The organism is Pseudarthrobacter sp. S9, from assembly GCF_050156545.1.
Lineage (GTDB): Bacteria > Actinomycetota > Actinomycetes > Actinomycetales > Micrococcaceae > Arthrobacter.
The window spans coordinates 1,911,116-1,930,165 of sequence record NZ_CP189576.1 but is presented as its reverse complement, the minus strand read 5'-3'; the positions used below and the strand labels follow the sequence as shown (position 1 = coordinate 1,930,165).

Genomic DNA, 19,050 nt, shown 5'->3' with positions numbered 1-19,050 from the left:
CCAACGCCCCAGCGTGTTGCCTTCCGGGGTGCCCCTACTAGGGCCGCTGTGTACTGTGGCCAAAAATTTCGCCGCCTTGGGACCGGCAACACATCAACAGACCGCCCAGTCGAGGATAGGGCAATGCCCCTTGACTCGAGACAAGTGCCTCCTCAACTGACAGTCCACACAGAGTTCTCCACAGAACTTATTCACATAGTTATCCACAGGGCCTGAGATATTATTCACACCGTAGTTCGTCTGCCCCGAGCAGATTGCCCTACTGATTCGAGGACTGCTCCTCTATCCCTAGACACGTCGCTAGCTTCACGTCGGACTGTTCTCACAACCACGGTCCACCGCCAGAACAGACCTGGCGCTCTGAAACCAGCGTCGGATGGCCAAAAATTAACCAGCTGGCGGGGATTTAGTAAGCACAGTCGAGCGTGACACATAGCACTCGTTCAGGGCCCCTACGATGTTTCACGTGAAACGGACTAGCATCCGCAGGTGGGCCGGTACTGGGCAGCCACAAGTCATCGACGAGCGGAGTCCCAGCCCACACGCGTGAGCAGGGCATCGTCTCCACTAATCCACAGAGTTATCCACAGCAATATCCACCGGCATATCCACCGCCTTTTCCCTCTGGAACCGGCGGTTGACGGATAGTCATAGGCAGTCCTGAGAACCGCTACCCGGTGTTGTCAGCGGCTTGCCGGTCTCAGAGCCAATAGCGCTCAGGCGCGAACAACAGGGCGCGATCCCCTCGACCACAACTGGAGCGATGGTTCTTGGTCCTCCTGCCCAGGGTTTCTATGTTCTGCCCACACGATTCCGACGCAGCGTAATACAGCCGGGGGACCTGGGAGTGGCCGGCAACAGTCACATGCAGCATGCAATGCGCGCTCCGAGTCCGTACCTCCAGTTGCGTCTCGACGGGCCATGGCCTGTAGCGATCCGGAAGGCGGCAGCAGCGAGCAGGCATGCCCAGCATGAGCCCCACGATGAGGGCTACGAGGAGTACCCCTATCGGGAGACCTCCCCGGTGAAATCTCCAGGCCCTGGACGGACCAGCCAAACAGTATCCAGCACCCAGTGCACGGTACGCCGAGCCCTGTTTCCGCAGGCGCACGACGAGAGACCGCTCCCGACCGGCGACCATTCGCACCTCAAAGTGAACTTGCTGCTGTCGGCCACCGGAGTGGTTTGCGCGGACTACCCCGTGACCCTCTGTCTACTTTGGTCACACTCAGTGAGATAGAGACCACGAACTGATTCGACCGTTTAATTACTGCGATGGCCTGGGGAACGGGGCGCTTTGTCGTCCGCTGGCAGACGAGGAAGGGACAGCGGGGGGAGCGGACACTGACCGACCCCCCTTCGACCAATGGGAATGCCTCATCCACTTCCTAGGGTCCGGGCGGAGGGTCAATGTGGCTTACAAAATCCGCGTTGCAACCGCCGCCACGTTCCACAGCGGCCGGGACGCAGCAACTTGTCCAGTCAGGCTCCATGGCGCCCCGGACCGTCGGCATCAGGCAGCTGGGCGTAGGTCCCTGTTGATTTTCGCTTACGACTGACATAGGCCGATGCGAAGGATGCGCTGCATTTGGCCCGGTGCTCAAACTCGGCGAGATCACCCCGGTCAGGATCCCTTCGGCGGACCGGGAAGCCGCCCGGGATCTGGTCCGGGCCCGGGAGGACGCCCGCGGGGATCTCATGCGTTCCCGCCACCGGATCTCCAAGCTCCTGCTGCGCCAGGGGATCGTGTATTCCGGCGGGAAGGCCTGGACCGGCACCCATGAACTCTGGCTGGGCCGGCAGAAGTTCGATGCCCCGGCCCGGCAGCTGACCCACGCCTCCTCCCTGGAGGCGATGCATGAGATCCCGGACTGCCGTGACCGCCTCGACGAGGCCATCACGGCGATGGCCTATCAGAGCGAATACACCCCGGTCGTCCGCTCGCTGGAGTGCCTGCGCGGGATCTCGACCCTGGCCGTGTTCGGTCTCGCCGTGGAGATCGGTGACTGGGACCGGTGCACCGGCTCCACGATCGGCGCGTATCTGGCTCTCGTGCCGACCGAGCAGTCCTCGGGGGCGTCCCGGTCGCTGGGCCCGATCACGAAAAGCGGCAACACCCACGCCCGCCGGCTGCTCGTCGAGGCCGCCTGGCACTGCCGCAGACCCCATGACCAGCCGTCGAGACTAATGCGCGCCCGGTGGGAGGTGGCCAGCCCGGAGGCCAGGACCCGGGGCCATGCCGGAAACCGGCGGCTGCACAGCCGCTGGACCAGCGACCTCGAACGCCGCAAACGTGCCGTGATCGCGAACGTCGCCAACGCCCGGGAACTCGCGGGCTGGTGCTGGTCCCTGGCCGCCGGCACGACTCAGACCCGTCCAATGACCTCCTAGATTCCGTGCCCGGATATCCCCGGCGCGGTCTGCCGGGGATATCCGGGCGGAGCGGTTCCTTGCAGTGCGTTGAGTAAACCCGCGATCCCCCCATGGTCAGCCAGCAACGGCCACGCCCGACATTGCTAGACCAACGGCACCTCCAGCCGAACACTTCGTCCTGCGGTGGCCAACCCGCGAATATCTCTAATGGGTGGTGGCTGGCCCGGGGCCGGCTGGCAGACTGGCTTCCACTCCGGCGGTGCCTGACTCAGCGAATATCTGACCTGGCATGCGGCAGTGCCTTGAGACTGACTCGTCCGCAGGCGTGAGTGGCACCAGTCCGGCCCACTCCGATGGCTTGATAGAAAGCTGTCCGACCTTCCGCAACCGGCAAGCCGTGACTCGTTAGAGATTTGTCTCGGCGTGACCCTTCCGGACCGGCGCCTGCACGGGACCCACCGGGAAGGAAAAGAGGGAAATGACCATCGTGGCCGAAGAATATGCCCATGTTGTCGGGGTGGACACGCATGCCAAGACCCACACCTACGCAATCGTGGCGTCGGTGACCGGACAGATTGCCGGCACGGCGACGTTTCCGGCCAGCCCGCCGGGCATCAGCCGGACCATCACCTGGATGTACGGGCGTGCCGGCGGCGGACAGGTCCTGGTCTCCGTCGAAGGAGCAGGCTCGTACAGTGCCGGGCTGACCGGTGCACTTCGGGGCGCCCGCACCGCTGTCTGCGACGTGCGCCCACCCCGCAGACGCCCGCAAAGCGCTGACGGACACCCAGATCCACGCCGTCCGCTCCTGCCGTGGACGGACCCGGGACGACCGCGCCGCCAAGGTCGCCCGAGCCGAAGCGCGGCGCCTCGCACTGGCCATCGTTCACCGCACCGGCGAACTGGAGCGCAACCGGACGTCGTTGGCCGAAATCGTGGACGCCCTGGCGCCGGGGCTGATGGACGTCCCCGGCGTCGGACCAGTCACTTCCCGGCCCACCGGCGCTGCCTGTCAGCGTGCGAATTCGTCCCGGCGGCTTACTTCTGGCGGAGTGGCAGAGACTTGCTGGTCGCCTGGACTGATCCCAGAACCCGTGACATCCCCGGACAAGCAGGATCATTGGACGACACACTCGCAGCCCATGGGAGCCGGTACGAGTCCCCGGAAGAGTGATCCTTCCAAGCTGCGCTCCGCGAAACCCGATTCTCTGTTTCACGTGAAACACCACGCTGCCAGCTCCGGAGGAGAGGAAAATATGCACCGGCCGGTCTGGTGCTTAGGACCGAGTGCCACCGGATCGTCCAGAGGCACCGCTTGATTCCGCTACTTGGTGCGAGAAAATCTCGGAAATCTGCCTGCTGCCCGAGTCGGTGCCGACTAACTGAACCAGATGACCACGTCTAATTGTCGGCTCCCATCATTCAATTGCGGGTGGCAGCCCTCGTTGGTGAGGCGGATTTCGTCCCGCAGCACCTCAAAGAGCACAGCAACTACGCGACCGACCGGCACGGTGTTCCACGTGAAACGCTAAAACCGCGCTCGTTGCCAACTGCCATTGGTTCGTCGGCGCATCGGTGTTCGCTAACATATTTTCCTGCAGGGATGGCGCAGGAGTTGAAGATAGGCAGGAACACTTCGGCCAACGAGATGCCTGCGGCATCCCGTTGCCCGAGACACGCTACAGCTGTGAGGGCGAGCGGGCGCGAAACGTGGAAGTTCAATGGCGCTCCCACGTCTTGCTGGGCGAGTCCCGGCAGCTCTTGGAGAGACTGTCAACCACTGAGTAGCCTCAACCCCGAAAATCCGCGGCGCATCATGCCGCCAACACCGCTTAGGAGAGACAGCTTGGCTGGAATTAGACGCGCATGACACATCATCGACTGCACGGTCGGACGCGGCGAGCCGGGAGCGGCCTTCGTCCGTGGACCACCAGGGCCCCGTCGCAGAACCAGGCGGCTCGCCAGATGCACGGAGGGCCTGTTTCACGTGAAACAGGCCCTCAGTGGGAAGTACGGTTTGAACGCCGATCTAGCTGGAAGCTCCGGGTGTCAGGACATCCATGATGCGGTTCAGATCTTCAACGCTGGCGAATTCAATGCTGACCCGCCCCTTACGAGCACCCAGCGAGATCTTCACGTTCGTATCCAGGCGATCAGACAGCGACGACGCCAGGTAGTCGAGACGCTCATGCCGCGCCCCCGGCCGGGGAATATTATTCTTAGCCGGCGAGGCGGGGCTTTGGTACAGGGTCACGGCTTCTTCGGTGGCACGTACGGACATGCCCTCAGCAACAATTTTCTGAGCCAGCCGCTCCATTGCCGCGGCGTCGGGCAGGGCCAGCAGTGCACGAGCGTGACCGGCAGAAATGACGCTTGCGGCCACGCGGCGCTGCACCAGCGGAGGTAGCTTCAGCAGCCGGAGAGTGTTGGACACCTGGGGCCGCGAGCGTCCGATGCGGTCAGCCAACTGCTCGTGGGTAGTCCCGAAGTCCTCCAGTAACTGCTGGTAGGCGGCAGCCTCCTCAAGAGGGTTCAGCTGGCTGCGGTGCAGGTTCTCGAGCAAGGCATCGCGCAGGAGATCATCATCCGTGGTGTCACGGACAATTGCGGGGATGGTTTCCAGACCGGCGGCCTGCACTGCACGCCAGCGGCGTTCGCCCATGACGAGCTCGTAGGGTTCCCCACCCTTTTCGGTTGAAGTACGGACCACAATTGGCTGGAGCACACCAATTTCCCTCACCGAGTGGACCAGCTCCGCCATGTCGTCCTCATCGAAGACGGAACGCGGCTGCTTGCGGTTGGGATGAATGTCCGTGACGGGTATTTCGGCGAACCAGACACCAGGGACTTCGACGAGTTCCACGTCCGAGCCTGGTGCGGACTCGCGCACAGGATCCGGCGTCTCCGGCTCGTCAGCTGCCGGTGCCGCAAATTTCGGAGCAGCAGATTTCAGCGAGGAAGACTTCGGGGCCGCCGACTTCTTGGCAGCACGAGCGGCATCCGCATCTGCGGAAGAAACAGCTGCGTCTGAAGAATCACCAGTGGCAGCCTTGGCAGTAGACGTCTGCGACACTGCAGCATCCTGCTCGGGTACGTCCACAAGAGTCTCGGGAGGGTCGGCGTCGGAAGTCTTCTTCCGCGCTTCGGGAAAGAATAGATCCACGGGCCGAGACGGCACCGAGCCGTTTCCGGAGGCATTAGCCGAGGCGGAACTTGGAATGAGTGCGCCAAGTCCACGGCCGAGGCCGCGTCGCTTATCGCTCATGGATAAATCCCTCCAGTGGAAGAGCCGGGCATCACCTGGCTCTGGCTAGTGCAATTCTTGAAAAGATTCTAACGTTCAGCGATTTCCGCTGCGGCTTCCAGATAGGACAGGGCACCGCTGGAAGAAGGATCATACGTCATGACGGTCTGCTGGTAGCTGGGCGCTTCGGAAATGCGCACTGAGCGCGGAACCACGGCGCCCAGTACCTGCTCCGGGAAATGCTCGCGGACCTCCGCCGCCACTTGGGCAGCGAGGTTCGTGCGGCCGTCGTACATGGTCAGCAGAATCGTGGAAACAACCAGATCCGCATTCAGATGCTTCTGGATCATCTCGATGTTCTTCAGGAGCTGGCTCAAGCCCTCCAGTGCGTAGTACTCGCACTGGATAGGGATCAGTACTTCGTTCGCCGCGCAGAAAGCGTTGACGGTCAGCAGGCCCAGGCTTGGAGGGCAGTCAATGAAGATATAGTCCAGGCGCTCCTCACCGTTCTTGGCGCGCTCCTTGGAATACACATCGATAGCCCGTCGCAGACGCTGTTCCCGCGCAACGAGGCTGACCAGCTCGATTTCCGCGCCGGCGAGGTGGATGGTGGCCGGGGCGCAGATCAGATTGGCGATATCGGGGCACGGGGCCACGACATCCTTTAGTGGGAGATCGTTGATCAGGACGTCGTAGATGCTGTCCACATCGGCGTGGTGTTCGATCCCCAGCGCCGTCGAGGCATTGCCCTGGGGATCGATATCAATGACCAGGACGTTTAGGCCGGCGGCAGCCAGGGCGGCGGCAATGTTGACCGTCGTCGTGGTCTTGCCGACACCACCCTTCTGGTTCGACACGGTGAAGATCCGAGTCTTCTCCGGCTTGGGCAGGTCGCGGCCCAACAGACGCTCGCGGCGCCTGTTCTCGTGCGCCAGCTCCCGGGCGATGGGGCTGGAATCGTCGATGGAGTCCAAGACATTCCCGGAGCGTGCAATCGACGTTTCACGTGAAACACCCGCCATCCCCATGCTCTTTGCAACTGATGCCGTGTGATTTCCGGAATAATCATGAGCGACTGCGGGCACGGTAAACGCCCGTGCGGACCCCAGGGACACAAACGGGGGGATCCGTTGTGTGGAGGCTTCGCTACTGGTCACTGTGACACACTCACTCTCATTCGGCTTCTACTGCCGTTACTAGACTAACCTCTTCCCCTTAGACTCCGAGGGCACCGGGCCCGGTGCTAGGCAATCTTTTGAGGCTTATTCACTACGATTCGGACAACGGTAGTGGGTTCTTCCAGCAGTTCCTCACCCACCAGGACAACGGACGTCTCAATGCCACCCAGCTTCCGGATGACCTTCGCCGCCTTCTCTATTTCCTCGCCGGCGCTGCGGCCCTTGATGGCCACGACTTCACCTTTGCCGGCAAGCAGCGGAATGGTCAGGCCGGCAAGATTGGACAGCGCCGATACGGCGCGCGCCGTGACGACGTCGGCGTCCACCATCCCCACGGCCAGTTCCGCGCGGGTGCGCATGATCGTGACATTGTCCAGGCCCAGGTCGTCCACGACTTCCTGGAGCCAAATGACGCGGCGTTCCAGCGGCTCAATCAGGGTCAGTTCCAGATCCGGCCGGGCAATCGCAAGGCAGAGGCCGGGCAGGCCGGCACCGCTTCCGACGTCGGCAACGTGGCTGCCCTTGGCAATCTGGCTCTCAATGACCGCACAGTTCAGCACATGTCTGCTCCATAGCCGCGGCACTTCGCGCGGACCGATCAGTCCCCGTTCGGTGCCGGAGGTGGCCAGATGCTCGACGTAGCGCCTGGCAAGATCCAAGCGGTCACCGAAGATCGACTGTGCTGCCTGCAGTTCGGCAGCAGTAATTTCAACCATCAAACTAATCAGCGGATTCAGTCTGCGGAAACAACGATGTGCCGGTCGGCACCTTCGCCCTCGGACTCGCTGACGAGCCCCAGCTCGGCGACGGCGTCGTGCACGATCTTCCGCTCGTAGGCGCTCATCGGTGCCAGAGCCACCGCCTTGCCGGACTCCTTGACGGAGGCGACGGCGTCTTCTGCGATCTTCTGCAGGTCGCCGGCCCGCTCCGCGCGGTAACCGTTGATATCCAGTACCAGGCGGGAACGGTTCTCCGTCGCGGACAGGACTGACAAGCGCGTCAGTTCCTGCAGGGCTTCCAGGACTTCTCCGTCGCGGCCCACGAGGTTCTCGAGACCGGCCGATTCTTCCTCGGCAACGATGGAGATGTAGGTGCGCCCGTTACGGACCTCGATGTCAATGTCGCCATCAATGTCGGCTATGTCCAGCAGTTCCTCGAGGTAGTCCGCGGCGACGTCCCCTTCTTCCTCCAACCGGCTTGCGGAAACACCTTTTGCCGGGCTGTCCTCCGAGTCCTCGGCAGAGTCCTGGTCCGAGTCCTGGCCTGCGCCCTGGACTGCGACCTGAGCATCCTCACGGTCTTCGTCGAACTCGGCGGAAATAGCGTGTTCAGTGCTCTCGGCGGACATTACTTCCTCTTCCTGTTTTTACGTTGTGGCTGGACGCGCTGGCTCTTGGCATCTACGGCCGCGGCGGCAGCAGCTTCGGCTGCCTCGGCGTCGGCTTTCTTCGCGCCCATCAGGGGAAGGGCAGGCAGGCCCCGGGCGGCCCGGCGTTCGGCCAGGGCCTTGGCTGCGGGGGATCCCGGCGTCGGCATGCGGCGGATCACGAAGAACTGCTGTCCCATGGTCCAGAGGTTAGTGGTGGTCCAGTAGATCAGGACACCGATGGGGAAGTTGATGCCACCCACACCGAACACGAGCGGCAGGATGTAGAGCATCATCTTCTGCTGCTTCATGAACGGGCTGGCCATGGCCTCTTCCGACATGTTCTTGGCCATGATCTGCTTCTGCGTGATGAACTGCGACGCCGTCATGGCGAGGATCATCACGATCGACAGGATCCACACAGCAACCTCGCCGCCTGCGGTGCTGCCGTGAAGCAGCGACGCCGACAGGGGAGCGCCGAAGATGCTCGATTCATCGAACTGCCTGACCTGCTCGACGCTCATGGCACCGATGCCCTGGCCGCCCGCCTTGGCGGTGCTGATACCGGAGAGGACCTGGAACAGTGCGAAGAAGAAGGGCATCTGGATCAGCATCGGCAGGCACGCCGAGAACGGGTTGGTGCCGTGCTTCTTGTACAGGGCCATCTGTTCCTGCGCCATGGCCTGGCGGGACAGCTGGTCGGACTTGCCCTTGTACTTGTCCTGCATCTTCTTCAGGTCAGGCTGCAGGAGCTGCATGCCCCGCTGGGCCTTGATCTGCTTGACGAAGACGGGAATCAGGGCGGCGCGGATGACCAGCACCAGCCCGATGATGGAGAGTGTCCAGGTCCAGCCGTTCGCGGCCGGCAGGCCGATGACGCTGAGTCCGTCATGGAACCCGACCATGATGACTGAAACCAGCCACTTGAACGGGGCCATGATTGTTCCAAAGATGTCCATACGATATCCCTATTCGTTAGGCCGCAAGGCGGCCTTCTCCATCAGCCTGAGCAGCCAGGTACTTGTCCGGATTGTTCAGCACAACAATTGTGGGGGTCTGGTTTTCAGGCCATTCCCGGTGGCCGGCGGGGACGTGGTCCACACCACCGGCGTTCCATGGATGGCAGCGCCCGAGGCGCCTGGCAGCAAGCCAGCTTCCCTTGACCGCACCGTGGACGGTGATCGCCTCGAGAGCGTAGGCCGAACAGCTGGGGAAGAAGCGGCAGACCTGGCCGTACAGCGGCGAGACCACTTTGCGGTAGGCGATCAGCAGCACGATGAGGATATTGCGGGGCAGGTTCCAGACCGCAGCGCCCAGGCGACTCAGAGCAGACTTCGGAGCATGCTTCGGATCAGGGACGACGGCGGCAGTTGAGTTACGCACGCGGGGTCCCTTCCTGTGTTGTCTCGTAAGAAACTGATGAAGCAGCCTGTGGAAGGCGGTTGCCCAGCCGTTTCATTGTTGTCTCCAAAGCGGCGTCATAGTCGGAGAGCAGTTGGTCCCAGCTGGCAGCCGCCGCGGCGGGCAGGGCCCGGACCACGATGGCAAACCCGCTGCCGTATTTCTGCAACGACAATGCGCCAGCTTCTCTCAGTCTCCTCTTAACGAGGTTCCTGACAACAGCGTTCCCGACACTCTTGGAAACGATGAATCCGATCCGGCTTGGTTCATCGGCAGCGAGAGCTGCCGTATATAACACTACGTTCCGGCGTCCATTGCGGACACCGGAACGTACAGTTGTTGAAAAATCGGTTGATGTCCTCAGACGGTTCCGGGTGGCTAGCACCGTTAAACTCGCACAGGGATGTGGACCGACGAGTCCGTTATTTAGGCCGACAGTTCGGTGCGGCCCTTGCCACGACGGGCTGCCAGGATGGCACGGCCGGCACGGGTACGCATACGAAGGCGGAAGCCGTGCTTCTTGGCTCGACGGCGGTTATTCGGCTGAAAAGTCCGCTTGCTCACGTTAGTTACTCCAGTGGATCAAAGGTGCGCCCACCCGATCAGGGGGAAGAACTGGCCGACGCTAAGTTTTATATGTGCCGCCACCCTCGACTCGCAAGACGCGGGGCGTCGGGGAGAGATTCAACTGAGGGCCAAAAGCGGACACAAAGGACTTCACAACGTTAGGCCAAATTCGCCTCCAGAGTCAAACCGGGGGACGCTGCGCAGACTTTCCCCAGCTGTGGCTAACTCCCCTCCCAACCTGTGGATGAACCGGGTCACAGGCCCTGTTTGAGAACCACAACGGTGTAATTATCCACAGGACTGAACCCAGCTATCTTCTAGCGTTTTCATCCCCTACAGTGGCTCAGTAGCCCATTATCCACGGACTGTGCATAACCCTGTGGATTAAGCCGGGCCAGTGCGCTGGTCCGGGTCGTGCCGCTGCAGGTAATGCAGGCAAGCAAGTTTGAGGAACTGATTGATGACAGTAGACGAAGCCAACCAAGCCAACACTGTCGGAAGTTCCTGGCGGCGGGTAGTGAGCCTTCTGGAGAACGACCACCGTGTCTCACCCCGGCAGCGCGGCTTCGTCATCCTGGCCCAGGCCCAGGGTCTCATCGGTTCCACCCTCCTGGTGGCCGTGCCGAACGAACTCACCCGCGAGGTCCTGCAGACCCAGGTCAAGGAAGCCCTCGACGACGCGCTCCGGAATGTATTCTCCGACGAAATCCGCTGTGCCATCGACGTCGACACCGATCTGGTGCCGCTCCACACCGAGCCGGAACCCGCCGTCGAACTTTCCCTTGCCGCCGACCCGACCGTGGAGCTGAAGCCGCAGCCGATGCTGCCGAGCACCTCGCATGAGTTCGGCCGCCTCAACCCGAAGTACGTGTTCGACACCTTCGTGATCGGATCCTCCAACCGCTTCGCCCACGCAGCCGCCGTGGCCGTGGCCGAGGCTCCGGCGAAGGCCTACAACCCGCTGTTCATCTACGGTGACTCCGGACTGGGCAAGACGCACCTGCTGCACGCGATCGGCCACTACGCCCGCAGGCTCTACAGCGGAATCCGGGTCCGGTACGTGAACTCCGAGGAATTCACCAACGACTTCATCAACTCGATCCGTGACGATGAAGGCACCAGCTTCAAGACCACGTACCGCAACGTCGACGTCCTGCTGATCGATGACATCCAGTTCCTGGCCGGCAAGGACCGGACGCTGGAGGAGTTCTTCCACACGTTCAACGCCCTGCACAACAACAACAAGCAGGTTGTCATCACGTCCGACCAGCCGCCGAAGCTGCTCGCCGGTTTCGAAGACCGGATGAAGTCACGCTTCGAGTGGGGCCTGCTGACCGACATCCAGCCGCCCGAACTGGAAACCCGGATCGCGATCCTGAGGAAGAAGGCCCTCAGCGAGGGTCTCTCCGCACCGGACGACGCGCTGGAATACATCGCATCCAAGATCTCCAGCAACATCCGCGAACTTGAAGGCGCACTCATCCGCGTCACCGCCTTCGCGAGCCTGAACCGGCAGCCAGTGGATGTGGCCCTGGCCGAGATGGTGCTCAAGGACCTCATCACCGACGACGGCGCCCAGGAAATCACGTCCGGGCAGATCCTGACCCAAACCGCCGACTACTTCAAGCTCAGCATGGAAGAGCTCTGCAGCAAGTCACGGACGAGGACCCTGGTGACCGCCCGTCAGATCGCGATGTACCTGTGCCGGGAGCTCACGGACATGTCCCTTCCCAAAATCGGGCAGGAGCTGGGCGGCCGCGACCACACCACGGTGATCCACGCGGACCGCAAGATCCGCGAACTGATGGCCGAGCGCCGGGTCATCTACAACCAGGTGACCGAGCTGACCAACCGGATCAAGCAGCAGCAACGCAATTCGTGAGCCGCTCCGCCGTGTACTCCCTACCTTATTAACAGGCACCTGTGGACAACCCTGTGGATAGTTAAGGGGACAACCGCGCTTAATGGGCTTAAAACCCTTAAGGCATCTGTGGATCGGCGAATCGGCCAAAAATGTTATCCCCATCCACAGCCTGTTTAAAACCTGCCCAGCCCACAATCCATGAACAGGGCTTAACCCCGGAATCACACCGCGAAACCGAGTTATCCACAGTTTCCACAGCAGTTATTAACACTACTAATCCCAAGAAAATGAAATTCCCTCAAACAACAGTTTCGATCCACCGCCCAAACAGCGCCCAGGCCCGTTCCGGACCGGCGCCGGGGACCGGGGCGTCGAACAACACAGATGTAACCCAGGGATGGGAGAAACGCACATCTTGGGGCTAAGCTGTCTGCAGTGCCTCCGTCCCGGACATCTTTTGTAGGTCCCAGCTGGTCCATGGAACCCGGGGAGGGCGGGCACTTCCCTTGTTGACGGTGTTCGGCAGCCCTGCCGAAGTCCGCAGCAGTTCGACGAGTATTTAGCGATGACAGCAGCAATGAAAGGCGGCACCCTTCCGTGAAGTTCAGAGTCGAACGGGACGTCCTGGCAGAAGCCGTGACATGGACCGCCCGGTCGTTGTCTCCGCGGCCGCCAGTACCCGTACTTTCAGGCCTGCTCCTCAAGGCCGAGGCCGGTACCGTCAGCCTCTCGAGCTTCGACTACGAGACCTCCGCGAGGCTCGAAATCGCCGCTGACATCACCACCGAAGGCACCATCCTGGTTTCGGGCCGCCTGCTCGCAGACATCTGCCGCAGCCTGCCCTCCGCACCCGTCGACGTCGAAACGGACGGCAACAAGGTCACGCTCACCTGCCGCCGAAGCAGCTTCCACCTGGCCACGATGCCGGAAGCCGAATACCCGCCCTTGCCGGCCCTGCCCCCGATCAGCGGCACCGTTGCGGGCGATTCCTTCGCCCAGGCCGTGTCCCAGGTGATCATCGCGGCCAGCAAGGACGACACCCTGCCGATCCTCACCGGCGTCCGGATGGAGATCGAGGACGATCTCATCACCCTGCTGGCAACGGACCGCTACCGACTGGCCATGCGCGAACTCCCCTGGAAGCCCGTCACCCCGGGAATTTCCACGAGCGCCCTGGTCAAGGCCAAGACCCTCAACGAAGTGGCGAAGACCCTCGGCCCCAGCGGCGACATCAACCTCGCCCTTGCCGACGACGACAGCCGGCTCATCGGTTTTGAGAGCGGCGGCCGCACCACCACTTCGCTCCTGGTCGACGGGGACTACCCCAAGATCCGATCGCTCTTCCCGGACTCGACTCCGATCCACGCCACCGTCCAGACCCAGGAACTGGTCGAAGCAGTGCGCCGTGTGTCGCTTGTGGCCGAACGCAACACCCCCGTCCGGCTCGCCTTCACCCAGGGTCAGCTGCACCTGGATGCCGGCACCGGCGAAGATGCCCAGGCCTCGGAGGAGCTCGAGGCCCAGCTGACCGGCGACGACATCACGGTCGCCTTCAACCCGCACTACCTGGTCGAAGGCTTGACCGTCATCGAAACCAAATTCGTGCGCTTCTCCTTCACATCGGCCCCCAAGCCCGCCATGATCACGGCCCAGCATGACGCCGAGGGCGAAGACCAGGGCGACTACCGTTACCTGGTCATGCCGGTCCGGCTGCCCAACTAGCTGGCACCTGGTGTCGCTATTAGCCCTCATAACGACAACAACTGCGACCCGGTCGGCGAGCTGTCGCCGCTCTAGAACCCACCCACACCCGCCAGCGCAGACTGCCAGCGCAGAAAAGAGTTCATACCGTGCACATCGGATTGATCGGTCTTGGAAAAATGGGTTTCAACATGCGCGAACGCATGCGCAAGGGTGGAATCGAGGTCACCGGCTTTGACCGCAATCCGGATGTCACGGATGTGGCCAGTGTGGACGAACTCATTGCCGCCGTCCCGGCGCCGCGACTCATCTGGGTCATGGTTCCTTCCGGCGACATCACCGACGCCGTCATCACGGAACTCGGCAGCAAGCTCGACGCCGGAGACCTCGTGATCGATGGCGGCAACTCCCGGTTCACTGAGGACCAGAAACACGGTGCCGCGCTGGCCGAAAAGGGAATCCGCTTCGCCGACTGCGGCGTTTCCGGCGGTGTCTGGGGGCTCCAGAACGGCTACGGCCTGATGGCAGGCGGGGACGCCGCGGACATCGAACGGGCCCTTCCCGTCTTCGATGCCCTCCGTCCCGACGGCGACCGCGCCGACAGCTTCGTCCATGTGGGCGGCATCGGTGCCGGGCACTACGCCAAAATGGTCCACAACGGGATCGAATACGGGCTGATGCAGGCGTATGCCGAAGGCTATGAACTCCTGGCCGCGAAAGACATCGTCACCGATCTTCCTGGAACATTCCGGGCCTGGCAGAAGGGCACCGTTGTGCGTTCCTGGCTGCTGGACCTCATGGTCAAGGCACTCGACGAAGACCCCGGCCTGGAATCCATTGACGACTACGTCGAAGATTCCGGCGAAGGCCGGTGGACCGTCGAGGAAGCGATCGCCAACGCGGTGCCCGCACCGGCGATCACGGCGGCGCTGTTTGCCCGCTTCTCCTCCCGCGAGGACAATTCGCCGGCCATGAAGATGGTTTCCGCGCTGCGCCACCAGTTCGGCGGCCATGCGACCCGCCCGGCAAAATAGTCCTGCCCTGAAGTCCTGACCCCGGCGTGTACCTAGAACAGCTTTCGCTGACAGATTTCCGCAGTTACGACCAGGTGGAGCTGAGTCTGGAACCCGGCGTCACCGTCCTGGTCGGATCCAACGGCATCGGTAAGACGAACCTGATGGAAGCGATCGGCTACCTTGCCACGCTGAGCTCGCACCGGGTCAGCACGGATGCGCCGCTCTTGCGGTTCGGCACGGACCGGGCAATGATCCGGGCCAGGCTGGTCCGCGGCGGGCAGTCCACGGTGCTCGAGCTGGAAATCAACGCCGGCCGGCCCAACCGCGCGCGCATCAACCGGAGCAACCCGGTCAGGGCACGCGACATCCTCGGCATCTGCCAGACCGTGCTCTTTGCGCCGGAAGACCTGGCATTGGTCAAGGGGGATCCGTCCAACCGCCGCCGGTTCCTTGACGAGCTCCTGGTCAGCCTCATTCCGCGGCACGCCGCCACCCGGAGCGACTATGACCGCGTCCTGAAGCAGCGCAATGCGCTGCTCAAATCAGCCCGGGCCGGCAAATTCACCTCCGGCCACGAGGCGACGCTGGATGTCTGGGACCAGCACATGGCCCGGGCCGGGGCGGAGCTGCTGCACGCGCGGCTGGAGCTGGTGGAACGGCTACGGCCGCACCTGAAAAACGCCTATGCGCAGCTCACCGACGGTTCCAAGGAAGCCGGCGCCGTCTACCGCTCCACGCTGCAGGATGTGATGGACGACGACGGCGCCACGCCGCAGCCTGCTTTCGCGGCGGACGGCGGGACGACCGCAGGAGAAACGGCCGCGTCGTCGGAGGATCTCCGTCTGCTCTCCATCGACGAGCTCACGGCCCGCTATGTTCAGGCCTTCGCGGCCTCACGCCGCAAGGAACTCGAACGCGGGATCTCCTTGGTGGGGCCGCACCGCGACGAGCTTGAACTGGTGCTGGGGATGGCGCCCGCCAAGGGTTATGCCTCCCATGGGGAAACGTGGTCCATGTGCCTGTCCCTGCGCCTGGCCTCGTACTACGTCATGCTGGACGATGCCCGCACCGGCGGTTCCGCTCCGATCCTGATCCTGGATGATGTTTTCGCTGAGCTGGACGTCCAGCGGCGGCGTAAACTGGCGGCAATAGTATCCGGTGCCGAGCAGGTGCTGGTGACTGCCGCCGTCGAGGACGATATCCCGGCGGAACTGGCCGGACGGCGGGTGAAGGTCATCCCGGGAGGAATCGATGAGCCGGAATATCGATGAATAAGGATACCGACGGCGGCCTGCAGCCTGGCCGCGACCCCGATGACATCGATGCTGCCCAGGCGGCGCTGAACAGGATGCGCGACGCCGCCGCGGCCCGCGGCGAAATCCGGCGGAAAGCCCCGCCGCGCCCCGGTGCGAAGCCGCAGAAGCCCGGTCGCAGCGCCGGAGGGACCAGGGGTTTCGGGCAGTTCCACGGCACCGGCCGGGACCCGCTCGGACTGGGCAAGGTCGTGGGACGCCTCGTCGCCGAGCGCGGCTGGAGCTCTCCCGTGGCCGTCGGTTCCGTGATGGCACAGTGGGCCACCCTGGTGGGACCGGAAATCTCCGCCCACTGCACCCCGGAGAGTTTCACCGACACCACCCTGCATGTGCGCTGTGATTCCACGGCCTGGGCCACACAGCTGCGCCTGCTGAGCATCAGCCTGCTGGAGAAGTTCCGCACCGAACTCGGCGACGGCGTCGTGACCCGCATCCAGGTGCTCGGACCCGCGGCTCCGAGCTGGCGCAAGGGCCTCCGGACGGTCAACGGCCGGGGCCCCCGCGACACCTACGGATAGTCCCCACGGCGCCGGCGGTCTGCCGGGTCTCTTGCGCTCCTTGCAAAACTCTTGAAAAATGCGGAAACGGCGTGTAGGGCGCTCGAACGCCCGGGAGCCGTATTGCACCCTAGGGCGGGACCCCCAAAGCCTTGCAGGGGGAGCCAACGGCCTCTCAGCGGCACTTTCCCGGCCGTTTGGGGCCCTGGAATGCGGGTTTACGCTCTCTAACACGGTAGAATCGTGGTTGATAACTGGGCGCCGGTGAAACGTTGACTGAGTCCGTTTCCGACGCAATACCAGCGTGCGGCAGACGGTTCCTCGAGTCAGCGGACCAGCCGGGGCCATCAGTGACGCTCCTGTTGGCAGAAGCCCTTCCCCCGGAAGAGGCAACGGCCGGCCTTCAACGAACGTAGAGGAGTCGAAAGCGCCTGTGGCTAACGACAATGCAGATATCCCGGCAGTGGAAGCAGTAGCGGAGGAAGCCCTGACGGTTGATGCTTCGCCGGAGGCCGTGACGCCGCACGGGTATGGCGCCAGCGACATCACGGTCCTCGAGGGCCTGGAGGCTGTCCGGAAACGTCCGGGTATGTACATCGGATCCACCGGTCCGCGCGGCCTGCACCACCTGGTCTATGAAGTGGTGGACAACTCGGTTGACGAGGCCCTGGCCGGCTACTGCACCCACATCGAAATCGTTCTGCAGGCCGACGGCGGCGTCAAGGTGGTCGACGACGGCCGCGGCATCCCGGTGGACATGCATCCGACCGAGCACAAGCCCACGGTGGAAGTCGTCATGACCATCCTGCACGCCGGCGGCAAATTCGGCGGCGGCGGCTACGCCGTGTCCGGCGGCCTGCACGGCGTCGGCATTTCGGTAGTCAATGCGCTTTCCAGCCGGGTCGATACCGAGGTCCGCCGTCAGGGACATGTCTGGCGGATGTCCTTCGCCGACGGCGGCAAGCCCCAGGGCGGTCTGGTCAAGGGCGAGGAAGCCACGGAGACCGGGACCACCCAGACGTTCTACCCGGATGCCAGCATCTTCGAGAGCACTGAGTTCGAATTCGAGACGCTGCGTGCCCGTTTCCAGCAGATGGCCTTCCTGAACAAGGGCCTGCGCATCACACTGACCGATGAGCGCCGCGCCCCGGAGGAACCGTCCGAAGACGGCGACCTGGATCTGGACACCGTTCCGACCGAAGGCGAAGTACCCGCGGAGTTCCACACCGTGGTCTACCAGTACGACGACGGCCTGCTGGACTACGTGAAGCACCTGAACTCCGGCAAGAAGGTCGATGTGGTCCACGAGGACGTCATCGCCTTCGAAACCGAAGACAAGGAACGGCACATCGCCCTGGAGATGGCGATGCAGTGGACCAACGCGTACTCCGAGAGCGTCCACACCTACGCCAACACCATCAACACCCATGAGGGCGGCACCCACGAAGAGGGTTTCCGAGCCGCGATGACCTCGCTCATCAACCGCTACGCGCGGGAGAAGAGCATCATCAAGGAAAAGGACGACAACCTCACCGGTGACGACATCCGTGAAGGCCTGACGGCTGTCATCTCGGTAAAGCTTGCCGAGCCGCAGTTCGAGGGCCAGACCAAGACCAAGCTCGGCAACTCCGAGGTCAAAGGCTTTGTCCAGCGCGTGGTCACCGACGGTCTCGGCGACTGGCTGGAACGCAACCCCGGCCCGGCCCGGGACGTGATCCGCAAGGCCATTTCCGCGGCCCAGGCCCGGATGGCCGCCCGCAAGGCCCGCGACAATGCCCGCCGCAAGAGCCCGCTGGAATCCTTCGGCATGCCCGGCAAGCTTTCCGACTGCTCCTCGAAGGACCCGGCCAAGTGCGAGGTGTACATCGTGGAGGGTGACTCCGCCGGCGGCTCCGCCAAGCGCGGCCGGAACCCGGAAACCCAGGCCATCCTGCCGCTGCGCGGCAAGATCCTGAACGTGGAGCGGGCCCGGCTGGACAAGGCCCTGGGCAACAATGAAGTCCAGTCCATGATCACGGCCTTCGGCACGGGCATCGGCGAGGACTTCGACCTGAGCAAGCTGCGGTACCACAAGATCGTGCTGATGGCCGATGCCGACGTCGACGGCCAGCACATCACCACCCTGCTGATGACCCTGCTGTTCCGCTACATGCGTCCGCTGATCGAAAACGGTTACGTGTACCTCGCCCAGCCGCCGCTGTACCGCATCAAGTGGTCCAACGCCCCGCACGACTACGTGTACAGCGACCGCGAACGCGACGCCCGGCTCCTCTCCGGCCAGGCCGCCGGCCGGCGCATCCCCAAGGACAACGGCATCCAGCGCTACAAGGGTCTCGGTGAGATGGATTACACCGAACTTTGGGACACCACGATGGATCCGGAGCACCGCACGCTGCTGCAGGTCACCATGGATGACGCTCTCGCCGCCGACCAGACCTTCTCCGTACTGATGGGCGAGGACGTCGAATCCCGCCGGAATTTCATTCAGCAGAACGCCAAGGACGTTCGGTTCCTCGATATCTAGCGGCTC

14 protein-coding genes and 1 pseudogene are annotated in these 19,050 nt (G+C 63.1%); 7 read left to right on the top strand and 8 right to left on the bottom strand.

Annotated elements, in window-relative coordinates; translation table 11 throughout:
- Positions 1-1,567: 1,567 nt before the first annotated feature.
- Positions 1,568-2,391: pseudogene (locus ACQCSY_RS09140) on the top strand (transposase); the annotation flags it as partial.
- Between the two features lie 2,011 nt (positions 2,392-4,402).
- Here ACQCSY_RS09140 and ACQCSY_RS09135 read toward each other — a convergent pair.
- The 8 genes from ACQCSY_RS09135 to rpmH all read right to left on the bottom strand — a co-directional run bounded on the left by ACQCSY_RS09135 (position 4,403) and on the right by rpmH (position 10,126).
- Entirely contained in the window at positions 4,403-5,638 is a 1,236-nt protein-coding gene (locus tag ACQCSY_RS09135; RefSeq protein ID WP_427135032.1) for a ParB/RepB/Spo0J family partition protein, read from the bottom strand.
- Positions 5,639-5,706: 68 nt separating this feature from the next.
- The gene (locus tag ACQCSY_RS09130) at positions 5,707-6,774 is read right to left on the bottom strand and encodes a ParA family protein (RefSeq protein ID WP_427135030.1); all 1,068 of its coding nucleotides are present in this window, start codon (positions 6,772-6,774) and stop codon (positions 5,707-5,709) included.
- An 86-nt stretch (positions 6,775-6,860) separates the two neighbouring features.
- Positions 6,861-7,511: a 16S rRNA (guanine(527)-N(7))-methyltransferase RsmG gene (rsmG, locus tag ACQCSY_RS09125; RefSeq protein WP_427135028.1), complete on the bottom strand. Its 651-nt coding sequence runs from the start codon at positions 7,509-7,511 to the stop codon at positions 6,861-6,863.
- Positions 7,512-7,528: 17 nt separating this feature from the next.
- On the bottom strand, positions 7,529-8,143 hold the full coding sequence (locus ACQCSY_RS09120; RefSeq protein ID WP_427135026.1) for a protein jag: 615 nt from the start codon (positions 8,141-8,143) through the stop codon (positions 7,529-7,531).
- Positions 8,143-9,120 (bottom strand): membrane protein insertase YidC, encoded by a 978-nt coding sequence (yidC, locus tag ACQCSY_RS09115; RefSeq protein ID WP_427135024.1) that lies wholly within the window; start codon positions 9,118-9,120, stop codon positions 8,143-8,145. Before yidC ends, ACQCSY_RS09120 begins: the two co-directional genes overlap by 1 nt.
- A 16-nt stretch (positions 9,121-9,136) precedes the next feature.
- Positions 9,137-9,544 (bottom strand): membrane protein insertion efficiency factor YidD, encoded by a 408-nt coding sequence (gene yidD, locus ACQCSY_RS09110; RefSeq protein WP_427135022.1) that lies wholly within the window; start codon positions 9,542-9,544, stop codon positions 9,137-9,139.
- Complete coding sequence (rnpA, locus tag ACQCSY_RS09105) at positions 9,537-9,947, bottom strand: ribonuclease P protein component (RefSeq protein ID WP_354238907.1); 411 nt, start codon at positions 9,945-9,947, stop codon at positions 9,537-9,539. Before rnpA ends, yidD begins: the two co-directional genes overlap by 8 nt.
- Before the next feature lie 41 nt (positions 9,948-9,988).
- A complete protein-coding gene (gene rpmH / locus ACQCSY_RS09100) occupies positions 9,989-10,126 on the bottom strand; it encodes a 50S ribosomal protein L34 (protein WP_003800212.1) in 138 nt (45 codons plus the stop codon).
- Positions 10,127-10,589: 463 nt separating this feature from the next.
- On the opposite strand from rpmH, the gene dnaA reads away from it, so the two are divergent.
- The 6 genes from dnaA (at position 10,590) to gyrB (ending at position 19,044) form a co-directional block, all read left to right on the top strand.
- Positions 10,590-12,011: a chromosomal replication initiator protein DnaA gene (gene dnaA, locus ACQCSY_RS09095; protein WP_427135020.1), complete on the top strand. Its 1,422-nt coding sequence runs from the start codon at positions 10,590-10,592 to the stop codon at positions 12,009-12,011.
- Positions 12,012-12,590: 579 nt separating this feature from the next.
- On the top strand, positions 12,591-13,715 hold the full coding sequence (dnaN, locus tag ACQCSY_RS09090) for a DNA polymerase III subunit beta (protein ID WP_427135018.1): 1,125 nt from the start codon (positions 12,591-12,593) through the stop codon (positions 13,713-13,715).
- Positions 13,716-13,843: 128 nt separating this feature from the next.
- Entirely contained in the window at positions 13,844-14,728 is an 885-nt protein-coding gene (gnd, locus tag ACQCSY_RS09085; RefSeq protein WP_427135016.1) for a phosphogluconate dehydrogenase (NAD(+)-dependent, decarboxylating), read from the top strand.
- Between the two features lie 26 nt (positions 14,729-14,754).
- The gene (recF, locus tag ACQCSY_RS09080) at positions 14,755-15,981 is read left to right on the top strand and encodes a DNA replication/repair protein RecF (protein WP_427135014.1); all 1,227 of its coding nucleotides are present in this window, start codon (positions 14,755-14,757) and stop codon (positions 15,979-15,981) included.
- Positions 15,978-16,541, top strand: coding sequence for a DUF721 domain-containing protein (locus tag ACQCSY_RS09075; protein ID WP_427135013.1), 564 nt, complete (start codon positions 15,978-15,980; stop codon positions 16,539-16,541). The genes recF and ACQCSY_RS09075 overlap by 4 nt, the downstream gene beginning before the upstream one ends.
- Positions 16,542-16,953: 412 nt before the next feature.
- Positions 16,954-19,044 (top strand): DNA topoisomerase (ATP-hydrolyzing) subunit B, encoded by a 2,091-nt coding sequence (gene gyrB / locus ACQCSY_RS09070; RefSeq protein ID WP_427135011.1) that lies wholly within the window; start codon positions 16,954-16,956, stop codon positions 19,042-19,044.
- Positions 19,045-19,050 lie beyond the last annotated feature (6 nt).